Source organism: Streptomyces sp. NPDC054786 (assembly GCF_053611685.1).
Genome location: NZ_JBSHAW010000010.1, coordinates 174,584 through 191,212, shown reverse-complemented (window position 1 = coordinate 191,212; position 16,629 = coordinate 174,584). Strand labels below are relative to the sequence as shown.

Sequence of the window (16,629 nt, the reverse complement as noted above, 5' to 3'; positions counted from 1 at the left end):
GGCCTGGTGTGTGGACGTAAAGCGCAGCAGTCCACACACCAGGCCCCGGAGGCCCGTCACCGCACCCACAGCCCCGCGCAGCGGACCCCGCCCGCCGCAGGCGCAACGGCGAGAATGAACCACGGCGGGACAGCCGAAAACGTGGGCCGGGGCGCTAGCCCGCGTAGCGCCGCAGGAACAGCGCCTCCGCCAGCGAGAGCCGCTCCAGTTCCTGGGGCGAGACGCTTTCGTTGACCGCGTGGATCTGGGCCTCCGGCTCGCTCAGTCCGATCAGCAGAATCTCCGCCTCCGGGTAGAGCACGGCCAGCGTGTTGCACAGCGGGATCGAGCCGCCCATACCGGAGGTCTGCATCTCCTCGCCGTCGTACGCCTCGCGCAGCGCCGCCGCCATCGAGGCATACGCCGGGCTGGCGGTGTCCGCGCGGAACGGCTGCCCCTGCCCGATCTGCTCGACCGCGACCCGCGCACCCCACGGAGCGGCGCTCTCCAGATGCGCGGCCAGCAGCTTCGTCGCCTCGACCGCGTCGGTGCCCGGCGGCACCCGCAGGCTCACCAGCGCCCGCGCGCCCGCCTGCACGGACGGGGTGGCGCCGACCACCGGCGGGCAGTCGATGCCGAGCACCGTGACGGCCGGACGCGCCCAGATCCGGTCCGCGATCGAACCGCTGCCCACCAGCCCGACACCGTCGAGAACCTTGGCGTCCTTGCGGAAGTCCTCCTCCGGATACTGCAGGCCCTCCCAGGAGGCGTCCGCGGCAAGGCCGTTCACCGTGGTCGAACCGTCCTCGGCGCGCAGCGAGTCCAGGACCCGGATCAGCGCCGCCAGGGCGTCGGGTGCCGCGCCGCCGAACTGACCGGAGTGCAGATTGCCCTCCAGGGTGTCGACCCGGACGCGTACGAGCGTCATCCCGCGCAGCGTCGCGGTCACCGTCGGCAGCCCGACCCGGAAGTTGCCGGTGTCACCGATGACGATGGCGTCCGCGGCCAGCAGGTCGGGGTGTGCCTCGGCGTAGCGCTCCAGACCGCCGGTGCCCTGCTCCTCCGAACCCTCCACGATCACCTTGACGTTGACCGGCACCCCGCCGTGCTCCTTCAGGGCACGCAGCGCCGTCAGATGCATGATCAGGCCGCCCTTGCAGTCGGCCGCGCCGCGCCCGTACCAGCGGCCGTCGCGCTCGGTCAGCTCGAACGGCGGGGAGACCCAGGCGCCCTCGTCCAGCGGCGGCTGCACGTCGTAGTGCGCATACAGCAGCACCGTCGGGGAGCCGGCCGGGCCGGGCAGGAAGCCGTACACGGACTGGGTGCCGTCCGGGGTGTCCAGCAGCGCCACGTCCTGGAATCCGTCCGCCCGCAGCGCCTCGACGACCCAGCCGGCGGCCGCCTCGCACTCGCTCTTGGGGAACTGGGCCGGATCCGCCACCGACTTGAAGGCCACCAGCTCGGCCAGCTCGGTCCTGGCGCGGGGCTGCAGTGCGGCGACGGTGCGTGCGAGCGGGCTGTCAGACATGGAACGCTCCTTGTGGGCGCGACGTTGTGCGTACGGGCCGTCCGGCCTCGTGAGCCGGACGGGCCGGACGTACGGGCATCAGTGCGTCCGATCTTCCCACAGGCCCCTTGCGCAACAGCGGCCCGTAGGATGCGGGCGGTACGCGCAGCCAGGCATCGGATGGGAGCAGAAGCACAGGTGAGCAGCGAGCACGCAGCCGAGGACAACCAGCAGGTGTGGGACGTCGTGGTGGTGGGCGCGGGGCCTGCGGGCGCCTCGGCCGCGCATGCCGCGGCCTGTACAGGACGCCGGGTGCTGCTCCTGGAGAAAGCGGAACTCCCGCGCTACAAGACCTGTGGCGGCGGCATCATCGGCCCCTCGCGGGATTCGCTGCCGCCCGGCTTCGACCTGCCGCTGCGGGACCGGGTGCATGCGGTGACGTTCTCGCTGAACGGCCGGCTGACCCGCACCCGCCGCTCCAAGAGCATGCTGTTCGGGCTGATCAACCGCCCCGACTTCGATGCGCGGCTGGTGGAGTCGGCCAAGGACGCGGGCGCGACGGTCCGTACGGACGTCACGGTCTCGCGGGTGGAGCAGCACGGCGCCGAGGTGCCGGACCGGCGGACCGTCGCGGTGGTGCTGGGCGACGGCGAGGTGGTGCTGGCGCGCTCCGTGGTCGGCGCGGACGGCAGCGCGGGCCGGATAGGAGCCCATGTCGGGGTCAAGCTCGACCAGGTCGATCTCGGCCTGGAGGCGGAGATTCCGGTACCGGCGCCGGTCGCGGAGGACTGGGCGGGCCGGGTGCTCATCGACTGGGGCCCGATCCCCGGCAGCTACGGCTGGGTCTTCCCCAAGGGCGACACCCTCACCGTCGGTGTCATCTCCGCGCGCGGCGAGGGCGCGGCGACCAAGCGCTATCTGGAGGACTTCATCGGCCGGCTGGGCCTGGCCGGTTTCGAGCCGAGCATCTCGTCCGGGCATCTGACGCGCTGCCGTGCCGAGGACTCCCCGCTGTCCCGCGGCCGGGTGCTGGTGTGCGGCGACGCGGCCGGGCTGCTGGAGCCGTGGACGCGGGAGGGGATCTCGTTCGCGCTGCGGTCAGGGCGGCTCGCGGGGGAGTGGGCGGTGCGCGTCTCCGAGGCCCATGACGCGGTGGACGCCCGCCGCCAGGCCCTCAATTACGCCTTCGCCATCAAGGCGGGCCTCGGCGTGGAGATGGGGGTGGGGCGCCAGATGCTGAAGGTCTTCACGCGCCGCCCCGGCCTGCTGCACGCCGCGGTCACCGGCTTCCGCCCGGCCTGGCAGGCCTTTGCGAAGATCACCCGCGGGACGACCACGCTGGCCGAGATCGTCCGCACCCACTCGATGGCGCGACGGGCGCTGGAGGCGATGGACCGGGGGTGAGGCCGGGGCTCGGCAGTCCCCGGGCGGCGGCGCGGCGTGTGCCACCGGCGCCACGTCGCGGCCCGCGGGCCGGGCGCGCGCCGGCCCCCCCGGCCCGTACTCCCCCGGGAGTACGGCGGATCACCACACCGGGCTGACGCCGCCGGGCCCCGCCGCGGTCTAGCGTGACGCCATGGAGAACGCACGGCCGCCGTGGGCGCGGCGCTGCCTCGGCCCGGGGTGGGAGCGGTGGCTGTCGGCCTCGCCGGACGAACCGCGGGGCTGGTTCGGCACCCGGCTGCCCTGGCTCTCGACCCTCGCCGTGACGGTGATCGTGATGGTCGGGTCGGGCTTCGCCGGGCACGGCCAGCCGGACCGCGTCCCGCTGGACTCCGTCGCCCGTGCGCTGCTGTTCGCCGGCACGGCCCTGCTGCTCTTCCGGCACCGCTTCCCGCGCGCCGTCGCCCTCGGAGCCGCCCTCGCCACCGTGGTCTACCTCGCGGCCGGCTACCCGTTCGGGCCGGTCTTCCTCACCGTCGCCCTCGGCGCCTTCGGGGCGATCGTCGCCGGGTACCGCAAGGCCGCCTGGTGCGCGCTGGGCGGTGTGTGGCTCTCCCATGTCCTGGTCGCCCACTGGCTCTACCGCTGGCTGCCGCCCGCGCACGACGGACCCGCCCCATGGGAGCAGGAGTTCTTCATCACCGCCTGGGTGGTGGCCGTGGTGGCCCTCTCCGAGCTGGTACGGGTGCGCCGCGAGCAGCTTGCGAAGGCGCGGGCCGAGCGGGCCGCGGCGGAACGCCGGCGGGCGGACGAGGAGCGGCTGCGGATCGCCCGTGAGCTGCACGACGTCCTCGCCCACAGCATCTCCGTCATCAACGTCCAGGCGGGCGTGGGCCTGGCGCTGCTCGACAGCGACCCGGAGCAGGCGCGCTCCGCGCTGACCACCATCAAGGACGCGAGCAAGGAGGCGCTCGGCGAGGTCCGTCAGGTCCTCGACACCCTGCGCACCCCGGGCGACGCCCCGCGCTCCCCGGCTCCCGGCCTGGACCGGCTGCCCGAACTCACCGAGCAGGCCGCGAGCGCCGGCCTCGCCGTGGCGGTCAGCACCGAGGGCGCCCCCGCCACCCTGCCGCCCGGCACCGACCTCGCCGCCTTCCGCATCGTCCAGGAGGCACTCACCAACATCGTCCGGCATTCCGGCTCGCGCACCGCCCGGGTGCTGCTCGCCCATACGCCCGGGGCGCTGGAGATCCGGGTCGACGACGACGGCCCGGCGACCTCCGAAGCGGACGGGCCGACGGGCGGCGGCAACGGTCTGGTCGGGATGCGGGAACGGGCCGCCGCACTGGGCGGCAGCGTGGAGGCGGGCCCGCGCCCGGACGGCGGCTTCCGGGTCCGGGCCCGTATCCCGCTGCCGGGGACGGGTGACCGGGGCCGGGCCCCGGATACGGATACGGTGACTCCGGCCGCCACCGAGGAGGAGTCGTGATCCGGGTACTGCTCGCCGACGACCAGCTGCTGGTCCGGGCCGGGTTCAAGGTGCTGCTGGACGCTCAGCCCGATATCGAGGTGGTCGCCGAGGCAGCGGACGGGCAGCAGGCGCTGGCCGCGGTCCGCGCACACCGCCCGGACATCGTCCTGATGGACATCCGGATGCCGGTGGTGGACGGCCTGGCCGCCACCCGCCACGTCACCGAGGACCCGCAGCTGCCGGACGTGAAGGTCGTCATGCTGACCACCTTCGAGCTGGACGAGTACGTCTTCGAGGCGATCCGTTCCGGGGCCTCCGGTTTCCTGGTCAAGGACACCGAACCGGCGGAGCTGGTGCGGGCCGTGCGTGCGGTCGTGGCCGGCGACGCGCTGCTCTCGCCCGGTGTCACCCGCCGCCTCATCGCCGAGTTCGCGGCCCGGTCCAAGGAGCCGGCCGCGGCGGATGCCCTGTCCGAACTGACCGAGCGGGAGCGCGAGGTGATGGCGCTGGTCGGTATCGGGCTCTCCAACGAGGAGATCGCCCGGCGGCTGGTCGTCAGCCCGCTCACTGCCAAGACGCACGTCAGCCGCACCATGGTCAAACTCGGCGCCCGCGACCGCGCCCAGCTGGTCGTGCTGGCCTACGAGTCGGGATTGGTGCGGCCCGGCTGGCTGGGCTGAATCCAGATGACGAAGGCGCCACTGACCAGGGCAAACATAATCTCGATGGTGATCGCGTCGCGTTCGGCTGGGGTACGGGTGGGTGACATCCCGTCAGTCTCCCAGGCGGGTACCTCCTCCGGGCCGCGCCGAACGGGAACGTCCCCGGGCCCTCTGCCGGTCGGTCCTTTCCGGTAGCCGGACAGGCCTCGTCCAGGGCTCCACCCGCCGCCGCGCCCGCGGGCCATTCCCCCGCTCAGACGCCGGCGCGCTCCCGCCACAGCCCGGCCAGCGTCTCGTCACCGGTGATCGTCATCGCGTCCCACGGCAGACGGTTCCACAGCGCGAGATACAGCTCCTCGGCCGGCCCCTCGATCGTGCAGTCCGCGGGCTTCCCGGTGTCCGGTCCCTCGCCGCCGGCCTCCGGGGAGGCGCGCACCGTGTGCGGCGGGGCGTCGGAGAGGTGCACGGTCCAGTCGGCGCCGCGGGCGTTCGTCGCGCGCAGCCGCAGCGTCCGGGGGACGTCCGTCCGGACCTTGCTGCGGTCACGGCCGTGAAAGCCGGTCAGGAGCTCGTCGATCCCGTCGGCCGCGAAGGCGGACGGGAGGGGGGTAAGGGAGGCACCGAGCGCCTGCTGGGCGTCCACGCGGTGCACCGACGTCTCGTGCGCCTGCCGGCGGGCCCAGAACGCCAGCGGGGACGGGGCGGGCAGGAACGTCCAGGCCGACAGGTCCTGCGGGGCGGAGTGCAGCGCCAGGACGAGGTGGTGATGGCCTTCGCGCAGCCAGGACACGAGTTCGTCGTCGGCCAGGTCGGGGGCCTCGGGGGGACGATGGGGCTGCTGCACGCCCTGGGTCACGAACTCCGTCGCCCAGCGGTGGATCCGGCCGGTGTGGGTGACCAGATCCCGCATCCGCCACTCGGGACAGGCCGGAATCCGGGCATCCGGTCCCGCCTCCTCGGCGGCGTCGGCGAGCAGGCTTCCGTCCAGTCGCAGCGATTCGACGAACTCAGTGATCTCCATGGTCAGAAGTGTGCCAGCAGGTGCTGACAGCGGACCCTCGCGGGTCGGGGCGGCTGCCGCACGGATGCGGGTGCGCGGGCACCCGGCCGCGTGGCGCGACGGTGGTCTCACGGCCGCCCGGTGTGGTGCGCCCCGCGGGTGGCGTACGCGATGCCGGCGGCGACCGCGGCCAGCACAGCCACCGTCGTCAGGGCCGTCGGCAGGCCGACCGCCTCGGCGAGGAAGCCGATGGCGGGCGGTCCGAGCAGCATCCCGCCGTAGCCGACCGTGGAGGCCACGGCGACCCCGTCCGGGCCGCCGCTCTCGCCGGCCCGGGCGATGGCGATCGGGAAGATGTTGGCGAGGCCCAGGCCCGCGACGGCGAAGCCGGCGCAGGCCGCCCCGGCCGAGGGGGCGAGCGAGCCGAGCAGCATGCCGGCGGCCGCCGTCGTCCCGCCCGCGATCAGCGCCCGCGCCGCGCCGAAGCGCTGCACGACCGCGGTCCCGGACAGCCGCCCGACGGTCATCGCCAGCGCGAACACCGCATATCCGGCGGCAGCCGTACCGGGACCGGCGGCCAGGTCCTGGGAGAGGTGCAGCGCGCCCCAGTCGGCCATGGCCCCCTCGCCGTACGCGGTGCACAGCGCGATCAGCCCGAAGACCAGCACCAGGCGGCGGCCGGGGCCCGCGCTCCGCGGCCGGTTTTCCGCCGTCGCCGCCGGCCGTCGCTCGGGGACGGCCGGGGCCCGGTGCGTGTGCAGCGCGCGCCCCGCAACGGCCGTCACCAGCAGCCCGATCACGGCCAGCAGCAGCAGATGGACGGTGGGGGACAGGCTGCCCGCGATCAGCCCGCCGAGCCCCGCACCGAGCATGCCGCCGAGGCTGAAGGCGGCATGGAAACCGGGCATCACGGGGCGTCGCAGGGCGCTGATGAGGTCGACCGCGGCGCTGTTCATCGCGACGTTGAGCGAGCCGTACGCGGCGCCGAAGACCAGCAGGACCAGTCCCAGCGCGGTCGCCGAGTGGGTGAGCGGCGGCAGCACGATGCTCAGCGCGAGGGCGGCCCCGGAGGCGGTCGTCACGGCGTGGCTGCCGAATCGGCGGCACAGCCTGCCGGTGATCATCATGAAGGCGACCGCGCCGGCCGACACCCCGAGCAGAGCGAGCCCCAGCGTGCCCGCGCCGGCGCCGGTCTGTGCCTTGATCGCGGGGATGCGGACGACCCATCCGGCGAAAAGGAAGCCGTCCATGGCGAAGAAGGCCGTGAGGGCAATACGGAGTCGGGTGAGGTGCGGATCGGCGGGGAGGGGGCTCCGGTTCGTGGTCAGGGCCGCCCGCATTTTGTTTAGTGTCGGCACAAAGCCAGAATAGGGGGGTGACCCAGACTCGGACAACCAGGCTGGAGCGGGGCCGTGGCGCCCTCGGACCCGCACTGGAGCTCGTACACACCGGACGTGCGCCCACCCGCGCCGTCCTGACCTCCGAACTCGGCGTGACCCGCGCGACCGCGGGGGCGGTGGCCGCCGAGCTCGAAGCGCTCGGCCTGATCACCGTCGACTCCCGGCCGACCGCCTCGGCCGGCTCCCAGGGGCGACCCTCCCACCGGCTGTTCGTCGACGAGCGCGGACCGGTCGTGCTCGCCGCGCAGATCCATGCCGACGGATTCCGGGTCGCGCTGGTGGGCCTGGGCGGCCGCATCGTGGCGACCTCGACCGGCTGCGGCACCATCCCCGCCGACCCGGCGCATGTCCTGACCGACGCGGTCGCGGCCGGCTCGGACCTGTTGCGCGAGACCGGACGGCGCTGCCTCGGCGCCGGCCTCGCGGTGCCCTCCGCGGTCGCCGAACCGGACGGCGAGGCCCTCAACCCGCTCCACCTCGCCTGGCCTTCCGGCGCCCCCGTACGCGCACTCTTCCTGCGCTCGCTGGCCGACGCCGGCATCCCGGGAGTCACCGAGGAGATCGGCTTCACCGGCAACGATGTGAACCTCATGGCGCTCGCCGAACACCGGCACGGTGCCGGCCGGGGCGCCCGCGATCTGCTCTGTGTGGCGTCCGGCCACCGGGGTGTCGGCGGCGCGCTGGTGCTCGACGGCCGCCTGCACAGCGGCAGTTCGGGCCTGGCGCTGGAGGTGGGCCATCTGACGGTCAACCCCGAGGGGGCGCCCTGTCACTGCGGCAGCCGTGGCTGCCTGGACGTCGAGGCGGACCCGCTCGCCTTCCTCGGCGCCGCGGGCCGCGAACCCGGCCCGGAGGTGTCCCTGCTCCAGCAGGCCGCCGATCTGCTGCGGGACGAGTACGCCGATCCGGGCGTCCGTGCCGCCGCCGATCTCCTCATCGACCGCCTCGGGCTCGGCCTTGCCGGACTCGTCAACATCCTCAACCCCGACCGCATCGTCCTCGGCGGACTGCACCGCGCGCTGCTGGAGGCGGACCCGGAGCGGCTGCGCGCGGTGGTGGCCGACCGCAGCCTGTGGGGCCGCAGCGGCGGGGTGCCGATCCTGCCCTGCAGCCTCGACCACAACAGCCTGGTCGGCGCGGCGGAGTTGGCCTGGCAGCCGGTGCTGGACGATCCGCTGGTCGTCCTCGACCGGTAACGGGCGGGCGGGTGGCGCGGGGCCAGGGGCTCCGCGCCCGCGTCACGGTCGCGGCCACCGCCGGGCCGGGGAGCGGGCCGGCGGCGCTCCGGCTGCTCAAGGCGCCGTGTCCTGCCGTCCGGCCGGAGTCCTAGGGTGTGGCCATGATTCCCGAAGCGGTCGCGCGCAGTCCTTACGTCAGCCTGGTCACGTACCGCAAGAGCGGGACCCCTGTGGCCACCCCCGTGTGGGCGGTGGCCGAGGGGGACGAACTCCTGGTGTGGACGCGGGACGACAGCTGGAAGGTGAAGCGGCTGCGCAACGACGCGCGGGTGACCGTCACCCCGTGCGATGTCCGCGGCCGGATCGCCGAGGGCGCACAGACCGTCGAGGGCACCGGCCGGCTCCTGGAAGGCGTCTCCGGGCTCGGCAGGGTGCGTCAGGCGATGGCGCGCAAATACGGGCTGCGGTTCCGGGTGATGGATGTGGTCGGTGCGCTGGTGCGCGGCGGCAAGCGGCCGCACGTGGGGATCTCCGTCACGCTGTAGGCGCTCGCCCCGGTCCGTGACGTCCGTGCGGGGCCCGCGCCCAGTCCGCGGCGAAGGCGCGCGCCGGATTCGCCGTCAGAAACTGTGTGACCAGGTCCGTTCCCAGGGCGACTTCGAGACGCTCGCGGTGACGGCGCAGCAGATGAGGCATGCCGGGGCCGCCGTTGACCGATCGAGCGCCGGCCGTCGTGGTGTCGCCGCCCAGCAGGATCCGGTCGCCGTGGCCCGCCTCGGCGAGCGCGGTCAGCGCCTCGGGCAGCCGCCAGTCGGTCGTGTGATGGGCCCGTGAGGGGCCGTCGAAGGCGAGGTACGCCCCGGCCTCGGCGGCCGTCCGGTGGACGACGAGGTCCGGTGAGCGATTGAGGTGGCCGAGGATCACCCGGTCCGGCGGGACCGCCAACTCGCCGCAGAGCAGGTCGAGTACGTCCAGCGCGCCGGTGCCCAGCTCCAGATGGACCCCGATGGCGGCGCCGGTCGCCCGCTGGGCCTCGGCGGCCGCGGCCATGGTGTGCCGGGCGTGGGTGTCCAGACCGTGGAAGCCGCCGGCGACCTTGATCATCCCGGCGCGGGGGCCGCTGCCGTCGATCCCTTCGGTCAGCTCGGCGAGGAACAGCGCGGCCAGATCGTCGTGGATCCGCTCCAGCATCTCCGGGGCGTAGTGCGCCGCCTGGTGCAGCCCGGTGGCGGCGACGATCCGTACCCCCGACTCCCTTGCCAGCCGTGGGAGTTCGACGGCGCCCCGGCCCATGCCGTACGGCGTCCACTGGATCACCGCCGCGCCGCCGGCCGCGCGAAAGGCGCTCAGCTCGGCGGCCGCGGCCTCGGGGTCGTCCAGCTCCTGGCCCGGGAGTTGGGGGCTGCGCAGGAAGAGATGGTCGTGTGCGTCGCAGATGCCGAGGCCGGACGGGGGGATGTCGCCGAGGACCGTACGGATGGCGGGGGCGCCCGGGTCGCCCGTGGAAGCAGGGCTCACCACTGCCGCCCGGCGCCCAGCAGGCCGGTGCCCGGGGCGGACAGATGCAGCACCTGGTGGCGGGCGCCCGCGGACTCCGGGGCGGCGTGCTCCCAGAGGGTGAAGTGGACCAGCTCCCAGTGCCGTGGATCGAGGGCCAGCGCCGTGGCGTGCACACCGTCCGTCGTGGCCAGTTCCTCATGTCCGGCCACCGCATGGGCGACGACGGTGGCCGCGTCGGCGTCCTCGGCGAGCGTTTCGGTCCGCCGGGTGAAGGCGCGGGGGAGGGTGCCGGCGGCCGGGCCGGAGCGGTGGAACAGCCCCTGCCAGTGCTGGACGACCGGCCGGCCGAAGTCGCGTACCACGCCGCGGAATCCGTCACCGAGGAGGAAGCGGTTCATGGCCTCCGGATCGGCCCAGAGGTAGAACGGTGCGTACTGGTTGACCGGTGAGCCGTCGACCCCGCGCTCCCGGATTCCGTACGCCTTGAGGCCGAGCCCGGCGAAGTCGTCCAGGAGCGGGCCCTTGGACTTCACGCGGCGCCGGATGATCTGCATGTCGTAGTCGGCGGGCAGGGTGATCGCGTACTGCATGGCGTGCATGGCGGGCTCCGTACGGTGTGGGGGAGGGGGGCTCAGCCGGTGGTGCCCGTGCCGGGCGTGACCTGTGCGGCGAGCAGCGCGAGCACGCCCCGTACGGCCGCGTCGAAGGGGGCGGTGTCATCGGCCGCGCGGGCCAGTACGTAACCGCCCTGGACGACGGCCGCGACGGTCGCCGCGGTGGCCGACGGGTCCAGTGCGGCGGCCAGTTCGCCACGGCGCCGCCCCTCGGCGAGGACCTCGGCGATCCGGCCCTGGAGCCAGCCGAACATCTCGTCCAGCGGCTGCCGCAGCTCGGGGCTGTGCACCACCTCGCGGTCCTGCGTCATCCGGCCGACCGGGCAGCCGCGCAGCACCTGCCGCTCGCGCAGCAGATAGCCCGCGACCCGGTCGTAGGCCGTGCCGGGGGCGCTCAGACACTCCTCGGCGGACGCCTTCATGCGCGCGGCGGTGCGCTGGATCGCCGCCAGCGCGAGCGCGGACTTGCCCGCGAAATGGTGGTACATGCTGCCCTGGCCGACGCCCGCGCGCTCCAGGATCGCCTTGGGGCTGGTGCCGACGTACCCGCGCTCCCACAGGAGCTCCTGGGTGCTCCGCACGAGGCGTTCCTGAGCGTTGGGTGTGCCGTGAGCGCCGGGCGGTACCTGCGTGCCGAGCGGTTCCTGAGTGCTCATGGCCGCACTGTACATACCAGTAGTTACAGAGATCAAGAGGTGACCGGAACGGGGCGGGTCCGAGCGCCCGGAGCAGGCGTGGACGTCCCGCGTACTTCCTGCGTCGTACGGACGGAGCCGCCGGCCGTACGACGACCCGCGGCGCCCTGAGGACGAGGCTCGAAGGAGACCGGAACCCCCGGTCCTCCCCGGGACCGGAACCCTCCGGCCCACTCGTCCCACCGAGGAGCTGATCATGATGTTCGAGCTCGCCGAGACCTGGACCGGCGGCGGCCCCGGCCCCTGGATCCTGTTCGTTCCCGCCCTCTGGGCGCTGGTCATCGTCGGCGTGGTGACGCTGCTGCGCCGCACCGGCCGGCGCCACGGCGGCCCCGGCCGGCGGTTCGGCGGCCCGCAGTACTCCGCCCGTGCCGACGCACCCTCGCCCCTCGCCGTACTCGGCCGGCGCTTCGCCGCGGGCGAGATCGACGAGGAGGAGTACTGGCGCCGGCTCTCCGTCCTGGAGGAGCACTTCGGCGCCGGCCCCAAGGGAGGCGCGGCATGACCGCCGCGGACCCCACCGCAGCCGTGCCCGCCGCGCGCGTCGTCGAGGCCGTCAAGGTCTACGGATCCGGCGATGCGCGGGTGCGGGCCCTGGACGGGGTGAGCGTCGACTTCCCGTCCGGCCGGTTCACCGCGATCATGGGCCCGTCCGGGCTCCGGCAAATCCACCCTGATGCACATCGCGGCCGGCCTGGACGGCCTCACGTCCGGGTCGGCGTTCGTGGGCGGCACGGCTGGATGTCCTGCGGGCCGTCGCGACCGAGTAGCGTGACGCGGAGGACAACCGAACGGGGCGAGGGGCGATACCGGAGAACCACCGAGCGGTGCCTGCCGGGGCCAACCGCCCCGCGCCGCACCGGAATTCGGCGGACAGGAGATCGGCGCCACCGGGGGTCCGCCTCCCGGGTGGAGCGAGGGATTCCGCGGCGTACCCGAGAGGCGAGGGGCGAGGAGGCGCGAGGGGCGGCAACCGCGGCTTGGCCGTCGCGGAAGCCCGTATCCGGCCCCGGATCGCGGCCCTGAAAGGCCTGATCGACACCGACGTGCGACGTGCGACGACCGTCGTAGACGAAGCGCCGGCCGCGGACCGGCCCGTCAGCCGACCTTCGTGCCGCGTATCGGAGGGCGCGGACCGGTCGCCGTACCGGTGTCCTCCAGCGGCAGGGGCTCCAGATAGCCACGGACCGTAAGGGCCTCTTCGGGGGCGGTGGTCAGGGCCGGAAGAGTGAACCACACGACCTTGCCGCTGCCGTCCGGACGCACCCCCCAGCTCTCGCTGAGCGCCGCGATCAACGCCAGGCCGCGGCCACAGGTCTCCCAGCTGTCCGCGACCCGGATCCGCGGCAGCCGGGGATCCTCGTCATGCACCGAGACCGTCAACTGATCCAGCAGTACGCACAGTTCCAAGGTGCACTGTTTGCTGGGGCGGGCGTGCCGGTGGACATTGGCGAGGAGTTCGGTCACCCCGAGCGCCGCCGGGTCTATCAAGGCGTCGAGACGCCAGTACCGCAGCTGCGCGGAGACGATTCTGCGCACATGTCCGATGCGAGCCGGAACGGCTTGGAGCTTCACCGTGCAGTGCCTGCTGGGCTGCCTGATCACGACCGCGACTCCCTGATGAGGCCGGGCGCCCCTCTCACCGGGCAGGGGCGAAGATCGGATCCAGCGATGCCGACTACACCAAAGCGTCACCGCTGGTGAACCCTCAGTGATACGAGTCCAGGGTCATGCAGCCGGTGCGCTCCCGCAACCGCACCTCCACGTCCGGAGGGGGCCCTCAGGGGCGGGGCGGACGCGCCGCCTCCAGGGCCTTGAAGAACAGTTCCGGGGTGCCCAGGGTCAGCGAATAGCGGTGGCCGTTGAGCGTGGCGAGCGCCCGGTCCCGCGCCGCGAACAGCGGTTTGTGGGCCTGTACCGCCTGCAGCGGGGCGCTGTCGATCTCCGTGCCGTAGCTGGTCAGCAGCACGAGTCTGCCGTCTCTGATGACGACCTGTCCGGCGCGGGTCAAGGACCGCAGCCACCGCTCGATCCGTACGCCGGTCGCGTTGAACTCGGCCTCCGCCATGCCGGCACCTCCTCGGTGAGACGGGCAGCTGCCCTCCACCGCCCCTTGGGGGGAGTCTGCCGGTGCGGCGCCCGGTGCACCAGTGCCCCCCCCGGCGCGCACGGCGCGTAACGGGTCCTGTCCCACGACGTCCTTGGGGTATCCCAAAGTGATGTTTATGCAGGTGAGAAGCGTGTGGCGGGTCGCTATAGTCGTCATCTGCCCGCGGGTGTGCGCGGGCTTCCGAACCCCTGAGGAGCGCGCCGGTGAGCATCGCACAGCAGCCGCAGAGCCGGCCCGACCATGAGGCCGCGGCCGAGGCCCGCATGCCGACCGTGGATATCGACCGCACGGATCCGGCCTACCGAAGCTGGCTCAAAGAGGCCGTCCGCAAGGTCCAGGCGGATGCCAACCGCACCGCCGACACCCACCTTCTGCGCTTCCCGCTGCCCGAGAAGTGGGGCATCGACCTCTACCTCAAGGACGAGTCGACGCACCCCACCGGAAGCCTCAAGCACCGGCTGGCCCGCTCGCTGTTCCTCTATGGGCTGTGCAACGGCTGGATCCGCCCCGGGAAGCCCGTCATCGAGTCCTCCAGCGGCTCCACGGCCGTGTCCGAGGCGTACTTCGCCTCGCTCATCGGAGTGCCGTTCATCGCGGTGATGCCGGCCACCACCAGCCGCGAGAAGACCCGGCTGATCGAGTTCCATGGCGGCAGCTGCCATCTGGTGCAGGACCCGCGGACCGTCTACGAGGTCTCCGCCCGGCTCGCCGCCGAATCCGGCGGTCACTACATCGACCAGTTCACCTACGCGGAACGGGCCACGGACTGGCGCGGCAACAACAACATCGCCGAGTCGATCTACCAGCAGCTGCGGCTCGAACGCTACCCCGAGCCCGCCTGGATCGTGGCGACCGCGGGCACCGGCGGCACCTCCGCGACCATCGCCCGCTATGTCCACTACATGCAGTACGACACCCGCGTCTGTGTCCCCGACCCGGAGAACTCCTGTTTCTTCGACGGCTGGCTCACCGGCGACGCGAAGACCGACTGCGCCACCGCCTCCCGCATCGAGGGCATCGGCCGGCCCCGTATGGAGCCGAGCTTCGTACCCGGCGCGATAGACCGGATGATGAAGGTGCCGGACGCGGCCAGTGTCGCCGCCGTACGCGCCCTGGAGGCCGCGATCGGCCGCAAGGCGGGCGGCTCGACCGGGACGGGGCTGTGGAGCGCCCTGAAGATCGTCGCGGAGATGGTCGCCGAGGGCCGTCGGGGATCCGTCGTCACCCTGCTGTGCGACCCCGGCGACCGTTACCTCGACAAGTACTACTCCGACGACTGGCTGACCTCCCAGGGGCTGGACATCACGCCCTACGCACGCACCCTCGACGCGTTCCTGGCCACCGGCTCCTGGCCGGCCTGAGCCGTCGGACCGGCCCGCGGGGCCCGGCGCCGTCTCAGGCCCGGGCGAGCCTGCGGTCCAGGGCCCGCGCCGACTCCCGGAAGGCGCGGCCCAGACCGGGCCTGGCCAGCGTCAGCAGAAAGCGGAACGGCGCCGGACCGTCCGCCGCGAACGTCCACCGCAGCCGGGTGCCGCTGCCCGCCGGCGCCAGCCGCCAGTCCTCCAACAGGGCCCGCAGACCTGGGGCGTTGGTGGCGTCGACCCGGTAGGCGTAGCGGACGTCGGGCTCGGCCGCCAGGACCGTCTCCGCGAAGCGGGTGCCGCCGGTCAGCCGCACCTCCCGGCCCTTGCCGCCGTGCGTCGGCGCCGACCGCGCGACGCCCGTGAACCAGCACGACCAGCCCGCCACATCGTCCGCGAGCGCCGCATACACCGCCTCCGGCGGCGCGGCGATCTCCGCGGCGAACACCAGCCGCAGCGGGGCGGACTCGACGAAGTCGAGCTCGACGGGGCGGAGTCGGCGTGCCATGGGACGAGCACCCCCTACGGGACGGTCGGCGGGCCTGCGCCGGCTCACCATAGCTGGCGGACCGTCAGATGTCTGCGTCGGCCGGTCGTTCGCCCGCCACCACCAGCTCCGGCGGCAGCTCGGCGAACTCCGCGCGCGCCTCGGCGGACAGCCCGGCATCCGTCACCAGCACCTCCACCTGATCCAGCGTCGCGAACGAACTCAGGCCGACCGTGCCCCACTTGGTGTGGTCGGCGACCACCACCACCCGGCGCGCGGACCGCACGAAATGCCGGTTGGTCTCGGCCTCCGCCAGATTCGGTGTCGACAGCCCTGCCTCCACCGATATGCCGTGCACCCCGAGGAAGAGCACATCGAAGTGCAGCGACCGGATCGCGGCATCCGCCACCGGGCCCACCAGGGTGTCCGACGGCGTACGCACCCCGCCCGTCAGCACCACCGTCGCGGCGCCCGCGCGGGGCCCCGCGCCACCGCTGGCCGCCGCCCGCTGCGCGCCGTAGAACACATCGGCCACCCGCACCGAATTCGTCACCACCGTCAGATCCGGCACATCCAGCAACTGCTGCGCCAGCGCGAACGCGGTCGTGCCGCCCGCCAGCGCGATCGCGCTGCCCGGTGCCGCCATCTCGGCCGCCGCCTTGGCGATGTCCTCCTTGGCGCTCAGCTCCAGCGCCGACTTCGCCTCGAAACCGGGCTCGTGCGCGCTCGGCTCGCTGACCGGCACCGCGCCGCCGTGCACCTTCTCCACCATGCCCTGACGGGCCAGCGCGTCGAGATCGCGACGGACCGTCATGTCGGACACGTTCAGCTTGCGGGTGAGTTCGTTGACCCGCACCCCTCCGCGCCGCCTGATCTCGTCGAGAATCAGGGCCCGCCGCTGCTCCGCGAGGAGGTTCTGGTTGTCGCTCACCCCGGCCCGTCCCTTCCGCCCCGGCTCGCTGTGTCGGGTCGTACGCGCTGGCTGCCGCCTGCGATCACTGGTGCCCTCATCCTCGCACGAGGTGCTGACAGTGATGCTGGTGACGGGGGAAGCGTCTGCTGGTGGTGGCGCGGAAGCGTCTGCTGGTGGTGGCGCGACTGCTCCCCCGCCCCCTCCCCCTCTCCCCCTTCGGGGGAGGGGGCGGGGGTGGGTTCGGGGGTGGGGGGACGCGGTGGGACGCGAAGCGCCCCAGACGCCGGACGCAAAACGCCCCCGCGCACCGACCCCAAGCCGCCTCACCCTCCCCCCCCGCAGAACCACGCGCAACTACAGACCCCGGAG

18 protein-coding genes and 1 pseudogene are annotated in these 16,629 nt (G+C 73.4%); 8 read left to right on the top strand and 11 right to left on the bottom strand.

All coding sequences use genetic code 11. The annotated features are described in order from the left end of the window. Nucleotides 1–154: 154 nt before the first annotated feature. The gene (locus tag ACWGI6_RS11480) at nt 155–1,507 is read right to left on the bottom strand and encodes a M20/M25/M40 family metallo-hydrolase (RefSeq protein ID WP_453267285.1); all 1,353 of its coding nucleotides are present in this window, start codon (nt 1,505–1,507) and stop codon (nt 155–157) included. 177 nt (nt 1,508–1,684) lie between these two features. Here ACWGI6_RS11480 and ACWGI6_RS11475 point away from each other — a divergent pair, with 177 nt between their 5' ends. The 3 genes from ACWGI6_RS11475 to ACWGI6_RS11465 all read left to right on the top strand — a co-directional run bounded on the left by ACWGI6_RS11475 (nt 1,685) and on the right by ACWGI6_RS11465 (nt 5,020). Then, nucleotides 1,685–2,890 carry a geranylgeranyl reductase family protein gene (locus tag ACWGI6_RS11475; RefSeq protein ID WP_453267284.1) on the top strand — a complete coding sequence of 402 codons (1,206 nt, stop codon included), beginning with the start codon at nt 1,685–1,687 and terminating at the stop codon, nt 2,888–2,890. Nucleotides 2,891–3,062: 172 nt separating this feature from the next. Continuing rightward, nucleotides 3,063–4,358, top strand: a complete 1,296-nt coding sequence (locus ACWGI6_RS11470) for a histidine kinase (RefSeq protein WP_453267283.1) — start codon at nt 3,063–3,065, stop codon at nt 4,356–4,358. Next, nucleotides 4,355–5,020 carry a response regulator gene (locus ACWGI6_RS11465; RefSeq protein ID WP_453267282.1) on the top strand — a complete coding sequence of 222 codons (666 nt, stop codon included), beginning with the start codon at nt 4,355–4,357 and terminating at the stop codon, nt 5,018–5,020. The genes ACWGI6_RS11470 and ACWGI6_RS11465 overlap by 4 nt, the downstream gene beginning before the upstream one ends. On the opposite strand, the gene ACWGI6_RS11460 is transcribed toward ACWGI6_RS11465, so the two are convergent. The 3 genes from ACWGI6_RS11460 to ACWGI6_RS11450 all read right to left on the bottom strand — a co-directional run bounded on the left by ACWGI6_RS11460 (nt 4,981) and on the right by ACWGI6_RS11450 (nt 7,342). Beyond that, nucleotides 4,981–5,109, bottom strand: a complete 129-nt coding sequence (locus tag ACWGI6_RS11460) for a DUF6332 family protein (RefSeq protein WP_453267281.1) — start codon at nt 5,107–5,109, stop codon at nt 4,981–4,983. The genes ACWGI6_RS11465 and ACWGI6_RS11460 overlap by 40 nt on opposite strands. Nucleotides 5,110–5,255: 146 nt before the next feature. Next, nucleotides 5,256–6,023, bottom strand: a complete 768-nt coding sequence (locus ACWGI6_RS11455) for a maleylpyruvate isomerase family mycothiol-dependent enzyme (RefSeq protein ID WP_453267280.1) — start codon at nt 6,021–6,023, stop codon at nt 5,256–5,258. Between the two features lie 107 nt (nt 6,024–6,130). Next, nucleotides 6,131–7,342, bottom strand: a complete 1,212-nt coding sequence (locus tag ACWGI6_RS11450) for an MFS transporter (RefSeq protein ID WP_453267279.1) — start codon at nt 7,340–7,342, stop codon at nt 6,131–6,133. Between the two features lie 35 nt (nt 7,343–7,377). On the opposite strand from ACWGI6_RS11450, the gene ACWGI6_RS11445 reads away from it, so the two are divergent. Together ACWGI6_RS11445 and ACWGI6_RS11440 are read left to right on the top strand one after the other, a co-directional pair. Continuing rightward, nucleotides 7,378–8,598, top strand: coding sequence for an ROK family protein (locus ACWGI6_RS11445; RefSeq protein WP_393907898.1), 1,221 nt, complete (start codon nt 7,378–7,380; stop codon nt 8,596–8,598). 143 nt (nt 8,599–8,741) lie between these two features. Beyond that, nucleotides 8,742–9,125, top strand: a complete 384-nt coding sequence (locus ACWGI6_RS11440) for a PPOX class F420-dependent oxidoreductase (protein WP_453267278.1) — start codon at nt 8,742–8,744, stop codon at nt 9,123–9,125. On the opposite strand, the gene ACWGI6_RS11435 is transcribed toward ACWGI6_RS11440, so the two are convergent. Genes ACWGI6_RS11435 through ACWGI6_RS11425 form a run of 3 tightly spaced genes read right to left on the bottom strand, consistent with a single transcriptional unit; the run spans nt 9,115 to nt 11,350 of the window. Beyond that, a complete protein-coding gene (locus ACWGI6_RS11435) occupies nt 9,115–10,098 on the bottom strand; it encodes a phosphotriesterase family protein (protein WP_453267277.1) in 984 nt (327 codons plus the stop codon). The two genes, ACWGI6_RS11440 and ACWGI6_RS11435, sit on opposite strands and share 11 nt — an antisense overlap. Beyond that, a complete protein-coding gene (locus tag ACWGI6_RS11430; protein WP_453267276.1) occupies nt 10,095–10,679 on the bottom strand; it encodes a DUF4865 family protein in 585 nt (194 codons plus the stop codon). Before ACWGI6_RS11430 ends, ACWGI6_RS11435 begins: the two co-directional genes overlap by 4 nt. 32 nt (nt 10,680–10,711) lie before the next feature. Beyond that, a complete protein-coding gene (locus ACWGI6_RS11425) occupies nt 10,712–11,350 on the bottom strand; it encodes a TetR/AcrR family transcriptional regulator (RefSeq protein ID WP_453267275.1) in 639 nt (212 codons plus the stop codon). A gap of 238 nt (nt 11,351–11,588) precedes the next feature. Between ACWGI6_RS11425 and ACWGI6_RS11420 the strand changes: the two genes are divergently transcribed. Together ACWGI6_RS11420 and ACWGI6_RS11415 are read left to right on the top strand one after the other, a co-directional pair. Continuing rightward, the gene (locus tag ACWGI6_RS11420; protein ID WP_453267295.1) at nt 11,589–11,894 is read left to right on the top strand and encodes an SHOCT domain-containing protein; all 306 of its coding nucleotides are present in this window, start codon (nt 11,589–11,591) and stop codon (nt 11,892–11,894) included. Next, nucleotides 11,891–12,125, top strand: a pseudogene (locus ACWGI6_RS11415) (ATP-binding cassette domain-containing protein); the annotation flags it as partial. The gene ACWGI6_RS11420 and the pseudogene ACWGI6_RS11415, both read left to right, overlap by 4 nt. A 362-nt stretch (nt 12,126–12,487) precedes the next feature. On the opposite strand, the gene ACWGI6_RS11410 reads toward ACWGI6_RS11415, so the two are convergent. Both ACWGI6_RS11410 and ACWGI6_RS11405 read right to left on the bottom strand, forming a co-directional pair. Continuing rightward, complete coding sequence (locus tag ACWGI6_RS11410; protein ID WP_453267274.1) at nt 12,488–12,994, bottom strand: ATP-binding protein; 507 nt, start codon at nt 12,992–12,994, stop codon at nt 12,488–12,490. A gap of 175 nt (nt 12,995–13,169) precedes the next feature. After that, nucleotides 13,170–13,457: a hypothetical protein gene (locus ACWGI6_RS11405; RefSeq protein ID WP_453267273.1), complete on the bottom strand. Its 288-nt coding sequence runs from the start codon at nt 13,455–13,457 to the stop codon at nt 13,170–13,172. A gap of 305 nt (nt 13,458–13,762) precedes the next feature. On the opposite strand from ACWGI6_RS11405, the gene ACWGI6_RS11400 reads away from it, so the two are divergent. Then, entirely contained in the window at nt 13,763–14,860 is a 1,098-nt protein-coding gene (locus ACWGI6_RS11400; protein WP_453267294.1) for a PLP-dependent cysteine synthase family protein, read from the top strand. Between the two features lie 34 nt (nt 14,861–14,894). Here the strand turns inward: ACWGI6_RS11400 and ACWGI6_RS11395 are convergent, their stop codons facing one another. Together ACWGI6_RS11395 and ACWGI6_RS11390 are read right to left on the bottom strand one after the other, a co-directional pair. Then, nucleotides 14,895–15,368 (bottom strand): SRPBCC family protein, encoded by a 474-nt coding sequence (locus tag ACWGI6_RS11395; RefSeq protein ID WP_453267272.1) that lies wholly within the window; start codon nt 15,366–15,368, stop codon nt 14,895–14,897. Between the two features lie 64 nt (nt 15,369–15,432). Continuing rightward, nucleotides 15,433–16,278, bottom strand: a complete 846-nt coding sequence (locus ACWGI6_RS11390) for a DeoR/GlpR family DNA-binding transcription regulator (protein ID WP_393907909.1) — start codon at nt 16,276–16,278, stop codon at nt 15,433–15,435. Nucleotides 16,279–16,629: the final 351 nt, after the last annotated feature.